General features: G+C 73.0%; 18 protein-coding genes. 11 read left to right on the top strand and 7 right to left on the bottom strand.

What is annotated here, in order from left to right; genetic code table 11:
* Nucleotides 1-217: 217 nt before the first annotated feature.
* The 3 genes from ACIBBA_RS29355 to trmB all read right to left on the bottom strand — a co-directional run bounded on the left by ACIBBA_RS29355 (nucleotide 218) and on the right by trmB (nucleotide 4,184).
* Entirely contained in the window at nucleotides 218-862 is a 645-nt protein-coding gene (locus ACIBBA_RS29355; RefSeq protein WP_396701488.1) for a hypothetical protein, read from the bottom strand.
* A gap of 119 nt (nucleotides 863-981) precedes the next feature.
* Nucleotides 982-3,495, bottom strand: a complete 2,514-nt coding sequence (locus ACIBBA_RS29350; RefSeq protein ID WP_396701486.1) for a DEAD/DEAH box helicase — start codon at nucleotides 3,493-3,495, stop codon at nucleotides 982-984.
* A gap of 59 nt (nucleotides 3,496-3,554) precedes the next feature.
* Nucleotides 3,555-4,184, bottom strand: coding sequence for a tRNA (guanosine(46)-N7)-methyltransferase TrmB (gene trmB / locus ACIBBA_RS29345; protein WP_396701502.1), 630 nt, complete (start codon nucleotides 4,182-4,184; stop codon nucleotides 3,555-3,557).
* Between the two features lie 438 nt (nucleotides 4,185-4,622).
* Here trmB and ACIBBA_RS29340 point away from each other — a divergent pair, with 438 nt between their 5' ends.
* Together ACIBBA_RS29340 and ACIBBA_RS29335 are read left to right on the top strand one after the other, a co-directional pair.
* Complete coding sequence (locus tag ACIBBA_RS29340) at nucleotides 4,623-5,195, top strand: hypothetical protein (RefSeq protein ID WP_396701500.1); 573 nt, start codon at nucleotides 4,623-4,625, stop codon at nucleotides 5,193-5,195.
* A gap of 7 nt (nucleotides 5,196-5,202) precedes the next feature.
* Nucleotides 5,203-5,976, top strand: a complete 774-nt coding sequence (locus tag ACIBBA_RS29335; protein WP_396701484.1) for a class F sortase — start codon at nucleotides 5,203-5,205, stop codon at nucleotides 5,974-5,976.
* Between the two features lie 6 nt (nucleotides 5,977-5,982).
* On the opposite strand, the gene ACIBBA_RS29330 is transcribed toward ACIBBA_RS29335, so the two are convergent.
* The 3 genes from ACIBBA_RS29330 to ACIBBA_RS29320 form a co-directional block, all read right to left on the bottom strand.
* Complete coding sequence (locus ACIBBA_RS29330; RefSeq protein WP_350873085.1) at nucleotides 5,983-6,282, bottom strand: antibiotic biosynthesis monooxygenase; 300 nt, start codon at nucleotides 6,280-6,282, stop codon at nucleotides 5,983-5,985.
* A 28-nt stretch (nucleotides 6,283-6,310) separates the two neighbouring features.
* The gene (locus ACIBBA_RS29325; RefSeq protein ID WP_396701482.1) at nucleotides 6,311-7,108 is read right to left on the bottom strand and encodes an exodeoxyribonuclease III; all 798 of its coding nucleotides are present in this window, start codon (nucleotides 7,106-7,108) and stop codon (nucleotides 6,311-6,313) included.
* Between the two features lie 97 nt (nucleotides 7,109-7,205).
* A complete protein-coding gene (locus ACIBBA_RS29320; RefSeq protein ID WP_357058000.1) occupies nucleotides 7,206-8,126 on the bottom strand; it encodes a PAC2 family protein in 921 nt (306 codons plus the stop codon).
* 421 nt (nucleotides 8,127-8,547) lie between these two features.
* On the opposite strand from ACIBBA_RS29320, the gene ACIBBA_RS29315 reads away from it, so the two are divergent.
* The 3 genes from ACIBBA_RS29315 (at nucleotide 8,548) to ACIBBA_RS29305 (ending at nucleotide 10,499) form a co-directional block, all read left to right on the top strand.
* Nucleotides 8,548-9,408, top strand: a complete 861-nt coding sequence (locus ACIBBA_RS29315; protein WP_396701479.1) for a peptidase M23 — start codon at nucleotides 8,548-8,550, stop codon at nucleotides 9,406-9,408.
* Between the two features lie 142 nt (nucleotides 9,409-9,550).
* On the top strand, nucleotides 9,551-9,694 hold the full coding sequence (locus ACIBBA_RS29310) for a hypothetical protein (protein WP_350873081.1): 144 nt from the start codon (nucleotides 9,551-9,553) through the stop codon (nucleotides 9,692-9,694).
* A gap of 49 nt (nucleotides 9,695-9,743) precedes the next feature.
* A complete protein-coding gene (locus tag ACIBBA_RS29305; protein WP_396701477.1) occupies nucleotides 9,744-10,499 on the top strand; it encodes a hypothetical protein in 756 nt (251 codons plus the stop codon).
* A 20-nt stretch (nucleotides 10,500-10,519) separates the two neighbouring features.
* Here the strand turns inward: ACIBBA_RS29305 and ACIBBA_RS29300 are convergent, their stop codons facing one another.
* On the bottom strand, nucleotides 10,520-11,371 hold the full coding sequence (locus ACIBBA_RS29300) for a GDSL-type esterase/lipase family protein (RefSeq protein WP_396701475.1): 852 nt from the start codon (nucleotides 11,369-11,371) through the stop codon (nucleotides 10,520-10,522).
* A gap of 241 nt (nucleotides 11,372-11,612) precedes the next feature.
* Here ACIBBA_RS29300 and ACIBBA_RS29295 point away from each other — a divergent pair, with 241 nt between their 5' ends.
* The 6 genes from ACIBBA_RS29295 (at nucleotide 11,613) to ACIBBA_RS29270 (ending at nucleotide 17,146) form a co-directional block, all read left to right on the top strand.
* Nucleotides 11,613-12,482, top strand: a complete 870-nt coding sequence (locus ACIBBA_RS29295; protein ID WP_396701473.1) for an LLM class F420-dependent oxidoreductase — start codon at nucleotides 11,613-11,615, stop codon at nucleotides 12,480-12,482.
* A gap of 89 nt (nucleotides 12,483-12,571) precedes the next feature.
* The gene (locus tag ACIBBA_RS29290) at nucleotides 12,572-12,835 is read left to right on the top strand and encodes a DUF6343 family protein (RefSeq protein ID WP_396701471.1); all 264 of its coding nucleotides are present in this window, start codon (nucleotides 12,572-12,574) and stop codon (nucleotides 12,833-12,835) included.
* Nucleotides 12,836-12,847: 12 nt separating this feature from the next.
* On the top strand, nucleotides 12,848-14,266 hold the full coding sequence (locus tag ACIBBA_RS29285) for an NADP-dependent succinic semialdehyde dehydrogenase (protein ID WP_396701469.1): 1,419 nt from the start codon (nucleotides 12,848-12,850) through the stop codon (nucleotides 14,264-14,266).
* 42 nt (nucleotides 14,267-14,308) lie between these two features.
* Nucleotides 14,309-15,274 (top strand): TIGR03885 family FMN-dependent LLM class oxidoreductase, encoded by a 966-nt coding sequence (locus ACIBBA_RS29280; RefSeq protein WP_396701467.1) that lies wholly within the window; start codon nucleotides 14,309-14,311, stop codon nucleotides 15,272-15,274.
* Between the two features lie 37 nt (nucleotides 15,275-15,311).
* Nucleotides 15,312-16,892 carry a Na+/H+ antiporter gene (locus ACIBBA_RS29275; RefSeq protein ID WP_396701465.1) on the top strand — a complete coding sequence of 527 codons (1,581 nt, stop codon included), beginning with the start codon at nucleotides 15,312-15,314 and terminating at the stop codon, nucleotides 16,890-16,892.
* Nucleotides 16,889-17,146, top strand: a complete 258-nt coding sequence (locus ACIBBA_RS29270; RefSeq protein WP_396701463.1) for a UBP-type zinc finger domain-containing protein — start codon at nucleotides 16,889-16,891, stop codon at nucleotides 17,144-17,146. Before ACIBBA_RS29275 ends, ACIBBA_RS29270 begins: the two co-directional genes overlap by 4 nt.
* Nucleotides 17,147-17,152 lie beyond the last annotated feature (6 nt).

The following is a 17,152-nucleotide window of genomic DNA, read 5'->3' as shown; positions in this document are numbered from 1 at the left end:
ATCTGCGCCCGCTCCCCGGACGACAACCGCTTCCCCGGCATGAACCAACATCCTCACGAAGATCCATCCCGTTGCAACAACCACTTGAGCCCAAGACGATGGGAGGCCACTATTTCCTGGATCGAGCACGATCTTGCCGGGCACGACCGGGCCGACCGGGCCGGGCGGGCCGGGCGGGCCGGGCCGGGCGGGGTCGGGCCGGGACGGGGTGGTGGGGTTAGGCGGCGGTGGTCCAGAGGGAGCGGAAGGCGGCGGCCTCGCCGGCGAGCCAGCGTTCGACCTGGTCGGCCTTGACGCCGTCGGGCATCCGGTGCGCCTGGCCGCGCCGGACGTCGACCAGGACCGGCTCGGCGTGCGGGAGCACCGCGTCCATGTGCCGGGCCATCAGGTGGAGCGTGGCGAGCGCCGTCTCCTCGCTCGGCGGGGCCTCGTCGAAGTGCAGCCGAACGGCCTCGACGCGTCCGTCGTCGTGGCGTAGGCCGAAGTGCGGGTTGATCTTGACAGGCAGGTCGCCGAGCATGGCGAGCGCGTCGCGGGTCTGGGCCAGGTCGACCGAGGCGGGCTCGCCGAGGGAGTGCAGCCAGGTGGTCGCGCCGGGCACCAGCGCCTGGTAGAGCGCGCGCCAGCGCGGCTTGACCAGGTCGACCACCTGGTCGAGGTGGGTGCCGCCGGTGTGGAAGGCGATGTCGGCCTTGAGCGCCTTGACGAACTGGCCGTGCGGGTTGAAGCCGTGCCGGCTGGCCCGCTGCTTGCGCAGCCCGCCGACGAAGGTCGCCTTGGTCGGGCCGGTGCGGTCGACGTAGCGGGTGAAGCCGAGCAGCGTGGCGTAGGGGGTGAGCGGGGCGGAGGCGGGCGCGGTCACGGTCGTCCTCCCAGGTCAGGAACCGGTTTAGTACATACATTCTAATCGACGATCCTGACATCGCCCAGCGAACGAAAGGGGCCGTCCGGGCATCCCGGACGGCCCCTGAAAAAGAAGTTCTAGAGCTGGCCGACGGAGGTGATCCGGACGACGGCGGCGCCCACCTCGTCCGAGGCGACCAGGTCGATCTCGGCGCTGATCCCCCAGTCGTGGTCGCCGTCCGGGTCGTCCAGGATCTGCCGGACCGCCCACCGCTCCCGGCCCTGTTCGATCATGAGCAGCGCCGGTCCGCGGGCGTCCGGCCCGGTTCCGATCGAGTCGTACGACTCGAAGTAGGGCGCCAGCGCGTCCGCCCAGGCGTCGTAGTCCCAGCCGTCCGCGGCGTCGAGTTCGGCGAGCAGGTCCCAGCGGCGCAGCGCGGCCAGCTCCACCCGGCGGAACAGGGCGTTGCGCACCAGCACCCGGAACGCGCGGGCGTTGCGGGTGACCGCCGGCGGTCGATCGTCGAGGGCGGCGTGCGCCTCGGCCACCTCGGCGACGTCGGATGGGTTGCGCAGCCGCTCCCACTCGTCGATCAGGCTGGAGTCCACCTGCCGGACCAGCTCGCCCAGCCACTCGATGAGGTCGACCAGTTCCTCGGTCTTCGCGTCCTCGGGGACGGTCTGCCGCAGCGTCTTGTACGCGTCGGCGAGGTAGCGCAGCACCAGCCCCTCGGAGCGGGACAGCCCGTAGAACTGCACGTACTCGGTGAAGGTCATCGCCCGCTCGTACATGTCCCGCACGACGGACTTGGGGGAGAGCTGGTGGTCGGCCACCCACGGGTGCCCCTGCCGGTACATCTCGTAGGCCGCGTCGAGCAGCTCCGCGAGCGGTTTGGGCCAGGTCACCTCGTCGAGCAGTTCGAGCCGGGCCTCGTACTCGATGCCCTCGGCCTTCATCGCGGCGACCGCCTCGCCGCGGGCCTTGAACTGCTGGGCGGAGAGCACCTGCCGCGGGTCGTCGAGGATCGACTCGATCACCGAGAGCACGTCCAGGGGGTACGCCGGGGATTCCCGGTCCAGCAGCTCGATGGCGGCCAGGGCCAGCGGCGACAGCGGCTGGTTGAGGGCGAAGTCGAGCTGGAGGTCGACGGTGAGCCGCACCCGGCGCCCGGTCTCGTCCGGCTCGGGCAGCTCCTCGACCACGCCGCCGGCGCGCAGCGCCCGGTAGATGGCGATCGCCCGGCGGATGTGCCGGCGTTGGGCGGCCCGCTCCTCGTGGTTGTCGGTCAGCAGGTGCCGCATGGCGGCGAACGCGTCGCCGGGGCGGCCGATGACGTTGAGCAGCATCGAGTGGCTGACCTGGAAGCTCGAGGTGAGCGGCTCGGGCTCGGCCGCCACCAGCCGGTCGAAGGTGGGCTGCCCCCAGCCGACCGACCCCTCCGGCGGCTTCTTCTTGACCACCTTGCGCCGCTTCTTCGGGTCGTCGCCCGCCTTGGCCAGCGCCTTCTCGTTCTCGATCACGTGCTCGGGCGCCTGCACCACCACCCGGCCGATGGTGTCGAAGCCGGCCCGGCCGGCCCGCCCGGCGATCTGGTGGAACTCGCGGGCCTTGAGCAGCCGGGTCCGCACCCCGTCGTACTTCGACAGGCCGGTGAAGAGCACGGTGCGGATCGGCACGTTGATGCCGACGCCGAGGGTGTCCGTGCCGCAGATGACCTTGAGCAGGCCGGCCTGGGCGAGGGTCTCCACCAGGCGGCGGTACTTGGGCAGCATGCCCGCGTGGTGCACGCCGATGCCGTGCCGGACCAGCCGGGACAGCGTCTTGCCGAAGCTGGAGGTGAACCGGAACCGGCCGATCGCGGCGGCGATCATGTCCTTCTCGGCCCGGGTGCAGACGTTGACGCTCATCAGCGCCTGGGCGCGCTCCAGCGCGGCGGCCTGGGTGAAGTGCACGACGTAGACCGGGGCCTGCTTCGTCTCCAGCAGCTCCTCGAGGGTCTCGTGCATCGGCGTCATCGCGTACGAGAAGAGCAGCGGGACCGGCCGCTCGGCCGACCGGACGACGGCGGTCGGCCGCCCGGTGCGCCGGGTCAGGTCGTCGACGAACCGGGTGGTGTCGCCGAGGGTCGCCGACATCAGGATGAACTGCGCCTGGGGCAGCTCGATGAGCGGCACCTGCCACGCCCAGCCCCGGTCGGGCTCGGCGTAGAAGTGGAACTCGTCCATGATCACCTGGCCGACGTCGGCCCGGGCGCCCTCGCGCAGCGCCAGGTTGGCCAGGATCTCGGCGGTGCAGCAGATGATCGGGGCGTCGGCGTTGACGCTGGCGTCCCCGGTGAGCATGCCGACGTTCTCCGCGCCGAAGATCTCGCAGAGGGCGAAGAACTTCTCCGACACCAGCGCCTTGATCGGCGCGGTGTAGAACGTGGTCCGGTCGTCCGCCAGGGCCGTGAAGTGCGCCGCCACCGCGACCAGGCTCTTGCCGGAGCCGGTCGGGGTATTCATGATCACGTTCGCGCCGGAGACGATCTCGATGACCGCCTCCTCCTGGTGGGGGTAGAGGTCGAGGCCGCGCTCCTTCGCCCAGCCGGCGAACGCGTCGTAGAGGGTGTCGGGGTCTGCGCTTGCGGGCAGCGCGGCGGTGAGCGTCATATCCCGTCCATGGTGCCTGGATCATGCCCCTCCGCGCCAACCGGCCGCGGCCCGCCCCGTCAGCGGCGGTGGCGGATCAGGTCGAAGATCGGGCGTCCGGCGGTGAGCGCGCGCCGTTCGAACTTCGTCACCGGCCGGTGCGCCGGTCGCGGGGCGAACCCGCCGTGCGGGTCGACCAGCTCCGGGTCGGCGTCGAGGGTGGCCCGCATCACCTCGGCGTACTCGGCCCAGTCGGTGGCGCAGTGCAGGGTGCCGCCGGGGGCCAGCCGGCTGCGCAGCAGCGCCACGTGCGCGGGCTGGACGAGCCGCCGCTTGTGGTGCCGGGCCTTCGGCCACGGGTCCGGAAAGAAGATGTGCACCGCGTCGAGCGAGTCGACCGGCAAGCGGCGAACCAGCTCCAGGGCGTCGCCCCGGGCCACCCGGACGTTGCCCAGCCCGCGCCGCTCCACCAGGTCGAGCAGGTTGGCGATTCCCGGCGTGTGCACCTCGACCGCCAGGTAGTCCCGACCCGGGTCGGCACCCGCCATCGCGGCGGTGGTCTCGCCCATGCCCGAGCCGATCTCCAGCACCACTGGCGCGTGGCGACCGAACATCGCGGCGAGGTCGACCGGGCCGCCGGGCCCGTCCGGGACCTCCAGGCCGTACGCGGGAAAGAGCCGGCCCAGCGCGTCGGTCTGCCGGTCGGACATCCGCCCGCGGCGGGGGTGGAAGGTGCGGATGGCCCGGGGCGCCGCCGGGTGCTCCGCGGCGGCGCTGAGGTCGTTGTCGGTGAAGGTCACAGCGCTGCGAGCGTACGCGACCGTCCTGCCGGATCGGATGTGATGTGCGCCCGGGGATGAGAGGATCCATCTCGTACGGCAGACCGGGCGGTCCGCTGCCCGGCACGTCCGCGACGGTGTCGGGAGGGGGTTGGTTCAGTGACCCGCGCTGGCTTCGTGCTGTCGGCTCTCGTCGCCGGTGTGCTGCTCGCCGCCGGGCCGAATCTCGGCGAGAGTCAGCCGTTCGCCACCGGACCGCCACCGGCCGGTGGTCCGGCGATCACCGACGATCCCGCGCTCACCGTGGACCCGGTCGCGGCCGCCGAACCGACCCTCGGGGATGATGCCGCGCCGTCCGATGACCCGGCGCTGATCGTCGATCCGGCGTTGGCCGACGGCTCGACGCTCGCCGGTGACCCGTTGCTGGTCGGCGACGCCGCCCTGGCCGGCGGGTCGGCGCTGGCCGGTGCGCCGGCGCCCGGTGAGCCGGGCAGCTCGCAGCCGCCGCCGAACCCGGTCGTCGACGTCTTCGTCGAGGTCAGCCCGAGCACCGTCCAGGCGGGCTACCTGGTCGGCATCAAGGCCAGCTGCCGGGACAACTCGATCCCGGCCATCGTGGTGTCGGACGCGTTCGGCCGGGTGCAGGTGCAGCCGCAGCGGGGCCTGCTGACCGCGTCGCCGATGGTGCGTGAACGCACCCGCCCCGGCAACTACCGGGTCAAGCTGGAGTGCCGTGACGGGGAGACCGCCTCGACCATGCTCCAGGTGGTGAAGGCCGTGAAACCCAGCCGCGGTCCGGCCACCGGGTTCGGCGGCGGCGCCGGCGGCTTCACCGGGGGGCTGCTGCTGCCCGGTGGCATCGCGCTGACCATCGCCGGCCTCGTCGTCGCCGTCGTCGCGCTGCGCCGGCCGCGTACGGTGCGCGGCAGCAACCGGGGCTGAGCCCGCGATGCCGGCCCCCCGCCCCAGCCGCCCGCCCGTCGGGTCGCCGGCCGACCGCTCGGCGCTCGCCCAGCGGGTCTCCATCACCCACGCGATCACCGCGCAGCCAGCCCCGCCGGTACGCCCCGCCGCAGGCCGGGGCACCGGCGTTCGGAACCGGCGACCCGGGCGCTCGCCCTGGACGGTGCCGCTCGCCGTGGTGCTGGTGTTGGCCGGGGTCTTCGCCACCGGTGTCGGGCTGGGCCGCTCGGCCGGGCCGCTGGAGTGGGCCACCAGCGGCGCAGACCGGCCGGCCCGCAGCGACAGCGCCGCCGTGCGGGCCAGCCGTCCGGTGAGCCTCTCGGTGCCGACGATCAAGGTGTCCGCACCCGTCGCGCCGGTCGGGCAGGCCCGGGACGGCTCGATCGCCGTGCCGCCGCTGGAGCGGCACAACGAGACCGGCTGGTACGACCGGGGCCCCGTCCCCGGCGAGCCGGGCCCGGCGGTGATCGTCGGTCACGTGGACACCAAGAACGGCCCGTCGGTCTTCTACCACCTGGGCAGGCTGAAGCCGGGGGACACCATCGAGGTGGCCCGGGCCGACCGGTCGGTGGTCGTGTTCCGGGTCGACACGGTGGAGCACTTCCCGAAGGACCAGCTGCCGGCCGAGCGGATCTACGGCCACGAGGGCCCACCGGGGCTGCGGTTGATCACCTGCGGCGGCGAGTTCGTCGGCGGTCGCACCGGCTACACGGACAACATCATCGCCTTCGCCTCGCTGCAGTCCACCCGGAAGCCGTAGCCCCGGTCAGGGGACCTGTTGGATCACCTCGAACTCGAGGAGGGTGGCACCGGAGGCGACCGGGCGCTGCTGCTGCCCGGCGTGCGCGGCGCGGGACGGGCCGGCCGCCCAGGCCTGGTAGGCCTCCTCGGACTCCCACTTCGTGTACACGAAGTAGCGGCTCTCCCCGGCGACCGGGCGGAGCAGCTCGAACCCGAGGAAGCCGGGGGAGTTCTCCACCGCGCCGGCGCGGGCGGCGAACCGCTTCTCCAACTCCTCGCCGGCACCGGGCGGGACGTCGATCGCGTTGATCTTCACGACTGCCATGCCCCCACCCTAACCAGCGCCGGCCGGCTCAGAACGTCTCGACCGCCGGCACCAGGGCGGCGTCCACCACGACCGGCGCGTGGTCCGAGGGGCCCTTGCCCTTGCGCGCCTCCCGATCCACGTACGCCGAGCTGACCACCCGGACGAACGGTGCGGAGGCGTACACCAGGTCGATCCGCATGCCCTTGTTCTGATGGAACATCCCGGCCCGGTAGTCCCAGTAGGTGAACGGGTGCGGCCCCTTCATCGGGGTGGGCACCACGTCGCTCAGCCCCAGGTCGCGCAGCGCCGCCAGCGCGGCCCGCTCGGGGCGGGTGACGTGGGTGGAGTGGGTGAAGACCGCCGGGTCCCAGACGTCCGCGTCGGTCGGCGCGACGTTGAAGTCACCGCAGACCGCGAGCGGCAGCTCCCGGGTCAGCTCCTCCTCCAGCGCGTCGCGCAGCGCGGCGAACCAGGCGAGCTTGTACGCGTAGTGCGGGTCGTCGGGCGCCCGGCCGTTCGGCACGTACACCGACCAGACGCGCAGCCCGCCGCAGGTGGCCGAGATGGCCCGCGCCTCGGGTTCGGGGAAGCCCGGTTCGCCGGGGAACCCGACCGTCACGTCGGTCAGGCCGACCCGGGAGAGCAGGGCCACCCCGTTCCACCTGCCGTCGCTGTGGCTGGCCACCGTGTAGCCCAGCTCGCCCACCTCGGCCACCGGGAAGGCGCCGTCCGGGCACTTGGTCTCCTGGAGGCAGACCACGTCCGGGGCGGTGCCGGCCAGCCAGTCGAGCAGCCGGGGCAGGCGGGCCTTCACCGAGTTCACGTTCCAGGTCGCCAGGCGCATGGTCCCAGCCTGCCGCATCGCTGCCCGGGGCGCCGGCCGGCGCCCCGGGATGTCGCGCCATCGCGGGTCGGCCCCGGGGATGTCACGCCTTCGCGGGTCAGCTCCCGGGAGTGTCGTTCGGGCGGGTCTGCTCGGCCAGGAACCGCTCCAGCTCGGCGCCGAGCTCCTCGGCGGTGGGCAGCGGTCCGGCATCCGGGGCGAGCAGGTTCTTCTCGCCCCGTCCCCGGGCGAACGCGTCGTACTGCTCCTCAAGGGCCTGGACCAGCGCCGCGGCGTCCTCGGTCTGGGCGACCTGCCGGTCGATCTCGACCCGGACCACCTCGGCGGCGGAGCGCAGCCCGTCGCGGGGCAGCAGCAGCCCGGTGCTGCGCGAGATCGAGGAGAGCAGGACCTCCGCGGCGGCCGGGTACTCGGTCTGCGCCACGTAGTGCGGCACGTGGGCGGCGAAGCCGAGCGCGTCGCGGCCCAGCTCGCCGAGCCGGAACTCGAGCAGGTGACCGACGCTCGCCGGCACCTGCACCTGCTGCAACCAGGGTTCGTAGCCCGCGATCAGGTCCCGCCGGGTGGCGTGTGCGGTCACCCCGGTGGGCCGGGTGTGCGGCACTGCCATCGGGATCGAGTTGAGCCCGACGGTGAGCCGGACGTCCAGCCGGGCGGCGAGGCCGGCGACGGCCGCGACGAACCGCTCCCACTGCAGATCCGGTTCGGGGCCGGTGAGCAGCAGGAAGGGCGTCTCGTCGTCGTCGCGCAGCAGGTGCAGCTCGAGCTTCGGCGTGTCGTACGACTCCCAGTGGTCCTCGACGAAGGTCATCACGGGGCGCCGGGACCGGTAGTCGAAGAGCTGGTCGACGTCGAAGGTGGCGATGGGTCGCGCCTCCAGCGAGGTGAGCAGCTGCTCGCGGGCCAACCGACTGGCGTTGCCGGCGTCGACGAAGCCGGTGAGGGCCTGGATCAGGACCGGCTGACCGAGGTCGGGCAGATCGTCGGTGAGCTCGTAGAGCTCGTGTGGGTCGAGCACCGGTGCGGACCTCCCTGGGATGTGCCTGCGGGGCGCCACCGCGTGCCGTGACGCCCGGTTCCGGCAACGTACCCGCCATCCTGGCGCATTCCTTCCCCGGGCGGTCCGTTCTCGGGACCGGGATCAGGATCGGGCAAATCACCTCATTCCACCAGTCGGCCCGCCGATGGTGCCCGTTCGGACGATGCGGGCATGGGACGGACGGCCGAGTTTGATGATCACTCCGGCGGTCGCGTCCGAATGGTGGGTTTCCTCCCGGTCCTGCGCGGTCGGGTGGGGCAGGAGGTTTCTCCGGTCCGCGAGGTCCGTCCGCTGCTGACCCCGGCCCGGCCCGACCGTCCCCCACCCGGCCTGAATAGTGTGGCCAGGGCCACGAGATCACCGAGGGTAATCAGCGGCAGTGCCTGCCTAGCCTCGGCTGATGCGTGCCGACCACACCCCCGACGACCCGAACGCCCCCACCGACCCGTATGTCCAACCGGATGACCAGCCATCGGCCGAACGGCCGACCCGGTGGAGTCGCCTGCAAGCCGGTGGCGTCCGGGAGCTGAGCACCGCGCCGGGCCGAGTGCGGGTGGCGCTCGCCGCCGGCGTGGTCTGCTGCCTCGGTTTGGCGGCGGTCGCCCAGGTCGGCGACCGGACCGCCCAGGCGGATCCGCTGGCCGCCCGTGCGGACCTGGTCCAGCGGGCCGAGCAGGAGCGGGCCTCCCGCGGCCTCGACCGCACACCGACCGCGAAGCCCACCGCCTCCGCCACGACGCCGGCGGCGGAATCGGCCGCTCCCGCCCCGACCCGCCGCGACCCGGACACCGCCTCGGACCGGCCCGCGAAGCGGGTCGCGCCGGTGGCCGGCCTGAGCAGGGCGCAGATGGCGAACGCCGAGACGATCGTGCGTACCGGCCGGGAGATGGGCGTGCCGCGCCGGGGTCTGGTGATCGCGGTGGCGACCGCGATGCAGGAGAGCAACCTCTACAACTACGCCAGCGGCGTGCTGCCCGAGTCGCAGGACTACCCGCACCAGGCGATCGGCTGGGACCACGACTCCGTGGGGCTCTTCCAGCAGCGCCCCAGCAGCGGCTGGGGGCCGGTCGGCCGGCTGATGGATCCGGCGTTCGCCACCCGGCAGTTCCTCACCGCCTTGGAGCAGGTGCCGGGCTGGCGGCAGATGCGGCTGACCGAAGCGGCCCAGGCGGTGCAGGTCTCGGCCTATCCCGACCTCTACGCCCAGCACGAGTGGCGGGCCACCGAGGTCGTCGACGCCGTCGCTCCCGCCGGGCGTTAGCCGGCCCCGGCCGGGCGCTGGGTCAACCCGGCCGGACGGTACTCTCCGACCACTGTGGACGGTTGCGAGTCGGCCATCCCGGGTACATCCGTTGTCGGTTCCAGGTACACATGAGAGACGGCACACCGACTGGAGGACCGAGATGTCTCTGTTGCAGCGAATCAGCACCTTCCTGCGCTCCCCGAAGGGGCAGCAGCTCGTCGCGCGCGGGCGCCAGGAGCTGGCCAAGCCGGCAAATCAGCAGAAGCTGCGCGGGCTCGCCGCGCGACTGAACAAGCGCCGCTGAGCGCCGCCGGACCGTCGTACCCCCTGCGCCGACCTCCCCGGGAGTTTCTGTGACCGATTCCGTGCCCGCCGACGGCCAGCCGCCCACCTCCCTGCCGCAGCCGCCCGCGGTGCCGCCGGCCGCACCACAGGACGTCCCGGAGGCGCCGCCGGCCACCCTCTGGGACCGGATGCGCGACGATCCGCAGTACGCCCCGGAGCACCTCGCCCTGGAGGCGGTGCGCCGTCTCGGACCTGAGGCGGCGCAGTGGGCACGCCGGGCCCGGGCGGAGCAGCCGGGCGCCTCCGCCGACGTGCTGGCCGAGCAGGTGGTCCGCAAGTTCGTCAACCGGGCGCGGCTCTCCGGTGCCGTCTCCGGTGCGGCCGGGCTGCCCGGCGCGGTGATCGACGTGGGCGTGCTGGCCTGGACCCAGGCCCGGATGGTGCTGCACGTCGCCGCGGCCTACGACGTCGACCCGCTGCACCCCGACCGGGCCACCGACCTGCTCGTCCTCCAGCGGGTGCACAAGGTGGCCGAGAGCGCGCGGCTGGCGCTCGGAGTGGCCGCCGGCCGGGAACGCGCCGGCGCGCTGTTCGGCACGGGTGGGCAGCGTCCGCTGGGCAAGGTGATGCTGCGCCTCGGCGTCCGGCTGGCCCAGATGGCCGGGGTCCGGGCCGCCAAGCGGGTCTTCGCGAAACTCGTCCCCGGCGCCGCGATCATCCTTGGCACCTGGGCCAACTCCACGGCCACCACGGATCTCGGCGAGCGCTCCCGGGCGCTCTTCCGTCAGCGGGGCAACCCCGTGCCCGGTCCGCGCCGGTCCTGACCCGCGGCAGGGGTGTCGGGTCAGTCGGCGAAGCCGGAGGCGCGCCAGGTCACCTCGGCGAGGCGGTCCTGCCCGGCCGCGTTCGGGTGGAACCAGTCCAGCGGGTTGACCAGGTCCAGGGTGAACCGCACCCGGTGCACCGCCCCGCCGTCGTGCCGGCACCGCGACCCGTACGCCCGGCACGCGGCGACGAGTTGGGCGTTGTAGGCCGCGATCCGCTCCCGGAAGGCGGTCCGGCGGGCCCGGTCGGCGGGGGCGGTCGAGGTCGCCCCGGCCAGCAGGGCCGGGCAGACGCCGCGCCGCCAGGCCCGGACCGCCCGGGACTCGGTGTGCCCGACCTCCCAGAGCCGGTACAGGTCGGGGATGCTGACCACCAGCACCCGCGCCTTCGGCCGGCCGGCGCGCAGCGCACGTAGCCCCCGGTCCACACCGGCGCGGAACTCGGCCACCGGAGTCATCTCCTCGATCCGGCCGCGACAGGCGTCGTTCGCGCCGATCAGCACGGTCACCTGGTCGGGCCGGTCCCGGGCCGCGGCCCGGGCCTGCGCCTCGAGCGCCGCCGCCCGGGCGCCCGGCCGGGCGTGGTTGTACGCCCGGCCGCGGATCGCCGGATCGCGGTCGAGCAGCCGCCGGTAGAGGCTCTCCACCCGCAGACCGTCCCCCGTCGAGAAGGAGTTGCGCTGGCACGAGGTGAGCACCAGGCAGGAGCCGAAGCCGGTGGTGATCGAGTCGCCCAGGGCGGCGATGCCGCCGGACGAGCCGGGTGGCGGGGATTCCCGGGGCGGGCGGGTCGCACCCTCACCGCCGCCTTCGCAGGCGAGCGCGACCAACGCCAGCAGGCAGGCGACGGCGGTGACCCAGCGTCGAGGCATGACCTTCCCCGTCCGGCAGCGCAGAGCAACGGCGCGGTCACTCTATGCGTGGGCCGGGCGGTGGTGGGCGGCTGATGTCGGGTATGCGGCAGACCGGTGTCGCTGCCGACGCCCGCGTGGTACCGGCCCGCCACCGCCGTCCGGGTGACCTCGCGCCGAGGATTGACTTCGCGCGTTCTCGAAGTGGAACGCTTGGCCGAGTCGTCGCCGACATCCGCGCGCCGCGAGGAGGCTGTGGGACATGAAACTCGGTCTGCACTACTGGAGCTTCACCACCCCGCCGGAGCCGGGGCTGATCACACCCACCCTGGCCCGGACCGCGCAGATCGCCGACGAGACCGGGTTCGCCGCCTTCACCGTGATGGACCACTACTTCCAGATGGACGCCGTGGCGCGGGCCGAGGAGCCGATGCTGGAGGCCTACACCACGCTCGGCTACGTCGCCGCCAAGACCGAGCGGATGGCGCTCGGCGTGCTGGTCACCGGGGTGATGTACCGGTATCCGGGGCTGCTGGCGAAGATCGTCACCACCCTGGACGTACTCTCCAACGGTCGCGCCCGCCTGGGCATCGGCGCCTCCTGGTACGAGCGCGAGCAGAGTGGCCTCGGCGTGCCCGTGGTACCCGTGGGCGAACGGTTCGAGCGGCTCGAGGAGACGCTGCAGATCTGCCTGCAGATGTGGAGCGAGGACAACGGTCCGTTCGAGGGCAGGCACTACCGGCTGACCGAGACGCTCTGCGTGCCCGCCCCGATCCGCCGGCCCCGCCCGCCCATCATGATCGGCGGCAGCGGTGAGAAGAAGACGCTCCTCCTGGTCGCCCGGTACGCCGACTCGTGCAACCTCTTCGGCGGCGACACCGACGAGTTGCGCCACAAGCTCGGTGTGCTTCGGTCGCACTGCGAGGCCGAGGGGCGCGACTACGACAGCATCGAGAAGACCGTGGTGATGCGGGTGTCACCGCTGGACGAGCCGGACGCCTTCCTCGCCACCGCCGAGGAGTACGCCGCGCTCGGGGCGACCGAGCTCCAGGTCACCCCGGACCGGCACCCGGTGGAGTTCGCCGAACAGGTCGGCGAGCGGCTCCTGCCGAAGCTCGCCGACATCGGCTGACCGGGCCGGCGGTCAGCGGACCGGGCGAGGCGGCGCCACCTCGCCCGGCCGTTCCGGTTAACCCCGCCGATCCGGGGTAGGTCGGAAGAATGACGAGATCGCAGCCCCGGCGCGCCCGTGGCACGGTCGGGCACGCGTACAGCGCGCTGAACCTCCGGCTCGCGCTCGCCAGCTTCGGGCTGGTGATCATGGCCATCTTCGCGGTCCTGGCGTTCCTGGCCGGCGTGGTGTGGCTGGGCGTGGTCTGCGCGTTCTTCGCGGTCGTCGCCGTGGTCGACCTGGTCATCATCCAGCGTCGCCGCGCCGCCCGCCGCCGGGAGGAACCGGGCGCACAGCACTCACTGTTCGAGTGACAGGAGGACGAGATGTCCATCGCCACCACCAACCCCGCCACCGGACAGGTGCTCAAGTCGTACGACCCGATGTCCGCCGAGCAGATCGACGCCGCGATCGAGCGGGCCGACCTGGCGTACCGGCAGCTGCGCGGCACCACGATCGAGCAGCGGGCCGGATGGATGAACGCGGCGGCTGACCTGCTCGACGCCGAGCGCGACGAGATCGCGCGGATCATGACCACCGAGATGGGCAAGACGTACGCCGCGGCCAAGGCCGAGGTGACCAAGTGCGCCGCCGCCTGCCGGTTCTACGCGGGGCACGCCGCCGCGTACCTGGCCGACGAGCCGGCCGACGCGGCGGCGGTGAAGGCGCGCCAGGCGTTCATCCGCTACCAGCCGATCGGGCCGGTGCTCGCCGTGATGCCGTGGAACTTCCCGCTCTGGCAGGTGATGCGGTTCGCCGCGCCGGCGTTGATGGCCGGCAACACCGGCCTGCTCAAGCACGCCTCGAACGTGCCGCAGACGGCGCTGCTGCTGGAGGACCTGTTCCGCCGGGCCGGCTTCGCGGAGGGTGCGTTCACCACACTGCTGGTCGGCTCGGACGCGGTCGACACGATCCTCTCCGACCCCCGGGTGCGTGCGGCGACGCTGACCGGCAGCGAGGGCGCCGGCCGGTCGATCGCCCAGATCGCCGGCCGGGAACTGAAGAAGACCGTGCTGGAGCTGGGCGGCAGCGACCCGTTCGTGGTGATGCCCTCGGCCGACCTTGATCGGGCCGCCGAGGTGGCCACCACGGCGCGGTGCCAGAACAATGGGCAGTCCTGCATCGCCGCGAAGCGGTTCATCGTGCACACCGACGTCTTCGACGCCTTCGCCGAGAAGTTCGCCGCCGCCATGGCCGCGCTGCGCGTCGGCGACCCGATGGACGACGGGACCGACGTGGGCCCACTCGCCACCGAGCGGGGCCGCGACGAGGTGAACGGTCAGGTCCGGGACGCGGTCGAGAACGGCGCCACGGTGCTCGTCGGCGGTGAGCAGCCCGACCAGGACGGCTGGTGGTACCCGCCGACCGTGGTCACCGACCTGACGCCGGAGATGCGGATGTGGCGCGAGGAGGTGTTCGGCCCGGTCGCCGGCCTGTTCCGGGTCTCCTCCTACGAGGAGGCGATCGAGGTGGCCAACGGGACCAGCTTCGGCCTCGGCTCGAACGCCTGGACCCAGGATCCGGACGAGCAGCGGCGCTTCGCCACCGACCTCGACGCCGGCAACGTCTTCATCAACGGGATGACCACGTCCTTCCCCGAGCTGCCCTTCGGCGGGGTGAAGAACTCCGGCTATGGGCGGGAGCTCTCCGCGCTGGGCATGCGCGAGTTCTGCAACACCAAGACGGTCTGGGTCGGCGGCGGCGACATTGGCCCGGTGGGGTCGGCCGGGGCGCACGCCGAGTAGTGGTGCTTTAGCCGGGCGCCGTCCTGGGTACGGAACGCAGCCATGACGGTGTTCGGCTTCCACGCGTCCCACGAGCAGATCCATCCCCGCGCCCTGCTGGAAGCGGTGATCCACGCCGAGCGGGTCGGTTTCGACGCCGCCATGTCCTCGGACCACTTCTCGCCGTGGAGCACCCGCCAGGGCCACTCCGGCTTCGCCTGGTCCTGGCTCGGCTCGGCGCTGCAGGCCACCGGGCTGCCCTTCGGGGTGGTGAACGCGCCGGGGCAGCGATACCACCCGGCCGTCATCGCCCAGGCGATCGGCACCCTCGCCGCGATGTACCCGGGCCGGTTCTGGGCCGCGCTCGGCACCGGCGAGGCGAGCAACGAGCACATCACCGGTGACGGCTGGCCGCGCAAGGACATCCGCGCCGCCCGCCTGCGCGAGTGCGTGGACGTGATCCGGGCCTTGCTGGCCGGCGAGGAGGTCAGCCACGACGGGCTGGTCCGGGTGGACCGGGCCCGACTCTGGACCCGACCCGAGCAGCCGCCGGCGCTGATCGGCGCGGCGGTCAGCGTGGCCACCGCCCGCTGGTGCGCCGAGTGGGCGGACGGGCTGATCACGGTCAACGCGCCGGTCGAGCACCTGCGCCGGATGATCGACGCGTACCGCGACGCCGGCGGTCGGGGCCCGCTGCACCTGCAGGCGCACCTCAGCTGGGCGCCCGACCAGGCCGAGGCCGAGGCCGTCGCCCACGACCAGTGGCGCAGCAACGTCTTCGCCCCGCCGGTCTGCTGGGACCTGGAGACCGCCGAGCACTTCGACGCGGTCTCCGCCGACGTGCCCCTGGAGCGGGTGACCCGGGTGGTGAACGTCTCAGCCGACCTGGGCCGGCACGTCGGCTGGCTGGAGGAGTACCAGGCGCTCGGCTTCGACCAGATCGCCCTGCACCACGTGGGCCAGCAACAACGGCCCTTCCTGGACACCTTCGGCGCCGAGGTGCTGCCGAAGCTGCGCGCCGCCCACTGATCGTCCGCGCCCGGCGCGCCGCCTAGGCTCCTACCCCATGGAGGGACTCTTCGAGGTCGTCGTCTTCCTGGCGGTCGCGACACTCGGCGCCGCGCTGGCCCGCAAGCTCGGGCTGCTGGCGCCGATCGTCCTGGTGGTGGTGGGCCTCGTGCTCTCCTTCGTGCCCGGCTTCCCGCACGTCCGGCTCGAACCCGAGCTGGTGCTGGTCGGGATCCTGCCGCCGCTGCTCTACGTGGCGGCGCTGGAGACCTCCGTGCCGGCGTTCCGGCACAACCTGCGCCCGATCCTGCTGCTCGCCGTCGGGCTGGTGCTCTTCACCGCGGTCGCGGTCGGGTTGGTGCTGCATCTGCTGCTGCCCGCGGTGCCGTTCGCCGCCTGCCTGGCGCTCGGCGCGGTGGTCGCCCCGCCGGACGCGGTCGCCGCGACGGCGGTGGCCCGCCGCATCGGGCTGCCCCGTCGGGTGGTCACCATCCTGGAGGGCGAAAGCCTGCTCAACGACGCCACCGCGCTGGTGCTGTTCCGGGTCGCCGTCCTGGCCGCTGTCGGTTCGGCGGTCGGGGTGGCCGAGGTGACCAGGGAGGTGCTCGTGTCGGCCGGCGGTGGCGTGCTGATCGGCGCGCTCGGCGCGCTGGTCTTCGGTTTCGTGCACAAGCGGATCAGCGATCCGCTGCTGGACAACGCGCTGTCGCTGATCATCCCGTTCGCGGTGGTCTTCACCGCCGAGGAGATCCACGCCTCCGGAGTGGTCGCGGTGGTGGTCACCGGGCTCGCCCTGGGCCACAAGCTGCCGCGACTGCTGTCGGCCGCGTCCCGGCTTCAGGTGGGCGCGGTCTGGCGGCTGGTCCGGTTCCTCCTGGAGGGGCTGGTCTTCCTGCTGGTCGGGCTTCAACTGCCCGACGTGCTGCAGGATCTGGACGAGCCGGCCGGTCGCGTGGTCGGGGTCACCGCGGCGGTGCTCGGCGTCGTCATCGTGGCCCGCTTCGTCTGGCTCTTCCCGGTGACCTACCTCACCCGACTGGTGCCCCGGCTGCGGCGCGGCGAGGCGAAGCTCGCCAAGCCCGCGAAGTATCCGGCCGTGGTCGGCTGGGCGGGGATGCGCGGCGTGGTGACCCTGGCCGCCGCGCTCGCGCTGCCGCTCACCCTGGCCGACGGGGCGCCGTACCCCCGGGCGCTCTTCATCTGGCTGGCCTTCGCGGTGATCGTGGTGACCCTGGTCGGTCAGGGCGCCACCCTGCCGGCGGTGGCGCGACGGCTCAAGCTGCCCCCGGACGACGCGGTCCAGGACGCGCTCTCCGCCGCCGGGGTGCAGCAGCAGGCCAGCCGGGCGGCCCGGGAACGCCTCGACGAGTTGGCCGACAGCGCTCCGGAGCCGGTGGTGAACCGGCTGCGCCGGGCGGTGGACGATCGCACCAACATGGCCTGGGAGCGTCTCGGCAGCGCCGAACGGGAGACCCCCTCCCAGGCGTACGGCCGACTGCGGCAGGAGATGATCGACGCCGAGCGGGAGGTGTTCCGGGTCGCCCGGGACACCGGCCGGATCCCCGAGGAGGTGCTCGTGCGGGCCTATCGTGATCTGGACCTGGAGGAATCGTTGTTGAAGCAGGAGGGTGGCGAATGAGCTGCCAGCATCTGACCGAGGCCGGCACGGCCGAGCCGCGGGCCACCGGGGAGTGCCCGGACTGCGTGGCGATCGGCAACGCCGACTGGGTGCACCTTCGGGCGTGCCTCAGCTGCGGGCACGTCGGCTGCTGCGACTCCTCGCCCAACCGGCACGCGACCAAGCACTTCGAGCAGACCGGGCACCCGGTGATGCGTTCCGTCGAGCCGGGGGAGTCCTGGCGCTGGTGCTTCGTGGACGAGGAGATCGGCTGAGCCGTC

This window comes from Micromonospora sp. NPDC051006, assembly GCF_044456245.1.
In the GTDB taxonomy this organism is placed as follows: Bacteria; Actinomycetota; Actinomycetes; order Mycobacteriales; family Micromonosporaceae; genus Micromonospora.
Note: the sequence above shows the minus strand (reverse complement) of the source record. Positions and strands in the feature narration are given on the sequence as shown.

Excerpts from the sequence above, each read along its gene's own strand:
- ACIBBA_RS29350 (WP_396701486.1), bottom strand. The coding sequence starts at position 3,495 with ATGACGCTCACCGCCGCGCTGCCCGCAAGCGCAGACCCCGACACCCTC.
- trmB (WP_396701502.1), bottom strand. The coding sequence starts at position 4,184 with ATGTCCGACCGGCAGACCGACGCGCTGGGCCGGCTCTTTCCCGCGTAC.
- ACIBBA_RS29335 (WP_396701484.1), top strand. The coding sequence starts at position 5,203 with ATGCCGGCCCCCCGCCCCAGCCGCCCGCCCGTCGGGTCGCCGGCCGAC.
- ACIBBA_RS29330 (WP_350873085.1), bottom strand. The coding sequence starts at position 6,282 with ATGGCAGTCGTGAAGATCAACGCGATCGACGTCCCGCCCGGTGCCGGC.
- ACIBBA_RS29325 (WP_396701482.1), bottom strand. The coding sequence starts at position 7,108 with ATGCGCCTGGCGACCTGGAACGTGAACTCGGTGAAGGCCCGCCTGCCC.
- ACIBBA_RS29315 (WP_396701479.1), top strand. The coding sequence starts at position 8,548 with ATGCGTGCCGACCACACCCCCGACGACCCGAACGCCCCCACCGACCCG.
- ACIBBA_RS29310 (WP_350873081.1), top strand. The coding sequence starts at position 9,551 with ATGTCTCTGTTGCAGCGAATCAGCACCTTCCTGCGCTCCCCGAAGGGG.
- ACIBBA_RS29300 (WP_396701475.1), bottom strand. The coding sequence starts at position 11,371 with ATGCCTCGACGCTGGGTCACCGCCGTCGCCTGCCTGCTGGCGTTGGTC.
- ACIBBA_RS29295 (WP_396701473.1), top strand. The coding sequence starts at position 11,613 with ATGAAACTCGGTCTGCACTACTGGAGCTTCACCACCCCGCCGGAGCCG.
- ACIBBA_RS29290 (WP_396701471.1), top strand. The coding sequence starts at position 12,572 with ATGACGAGATCGCAGCCCCGGCGCGCCCGTGGCACGGTCGGGCACGCG.
- ACIBBA_RS29285 (WP_396701469.1), top strand. The coding sequence starts at position 12,848 with ATGTCCATCGCCACCACCAACCCCGCCACCGGACAGGTGCTCAAGTCG.
- ACIBBA_RS29280 (WP_396701467.1), top strand. The coding sequence starts at position 14,309 with ATGACGGTGTTCGGCTTCCACGCGTCCCACGAGCAGATCCATCCCCGC.
- ACIBBA_RS29275 (WP_396701465.1), top strand. The coding sequence starts at position 15,312 with ATGGAGGGACTCTTCGAGGTCGTCGTCTTCCTGGCGGTCGCGACACTC.
- ACIBBA_RS29270 (WP_396701463.1), top strand. The coding sequence starts at position 16,889 with ATGAGCTGCCAGCATCTGACCGAGGCCGGCACGGCCGAGCCGCGGGCC.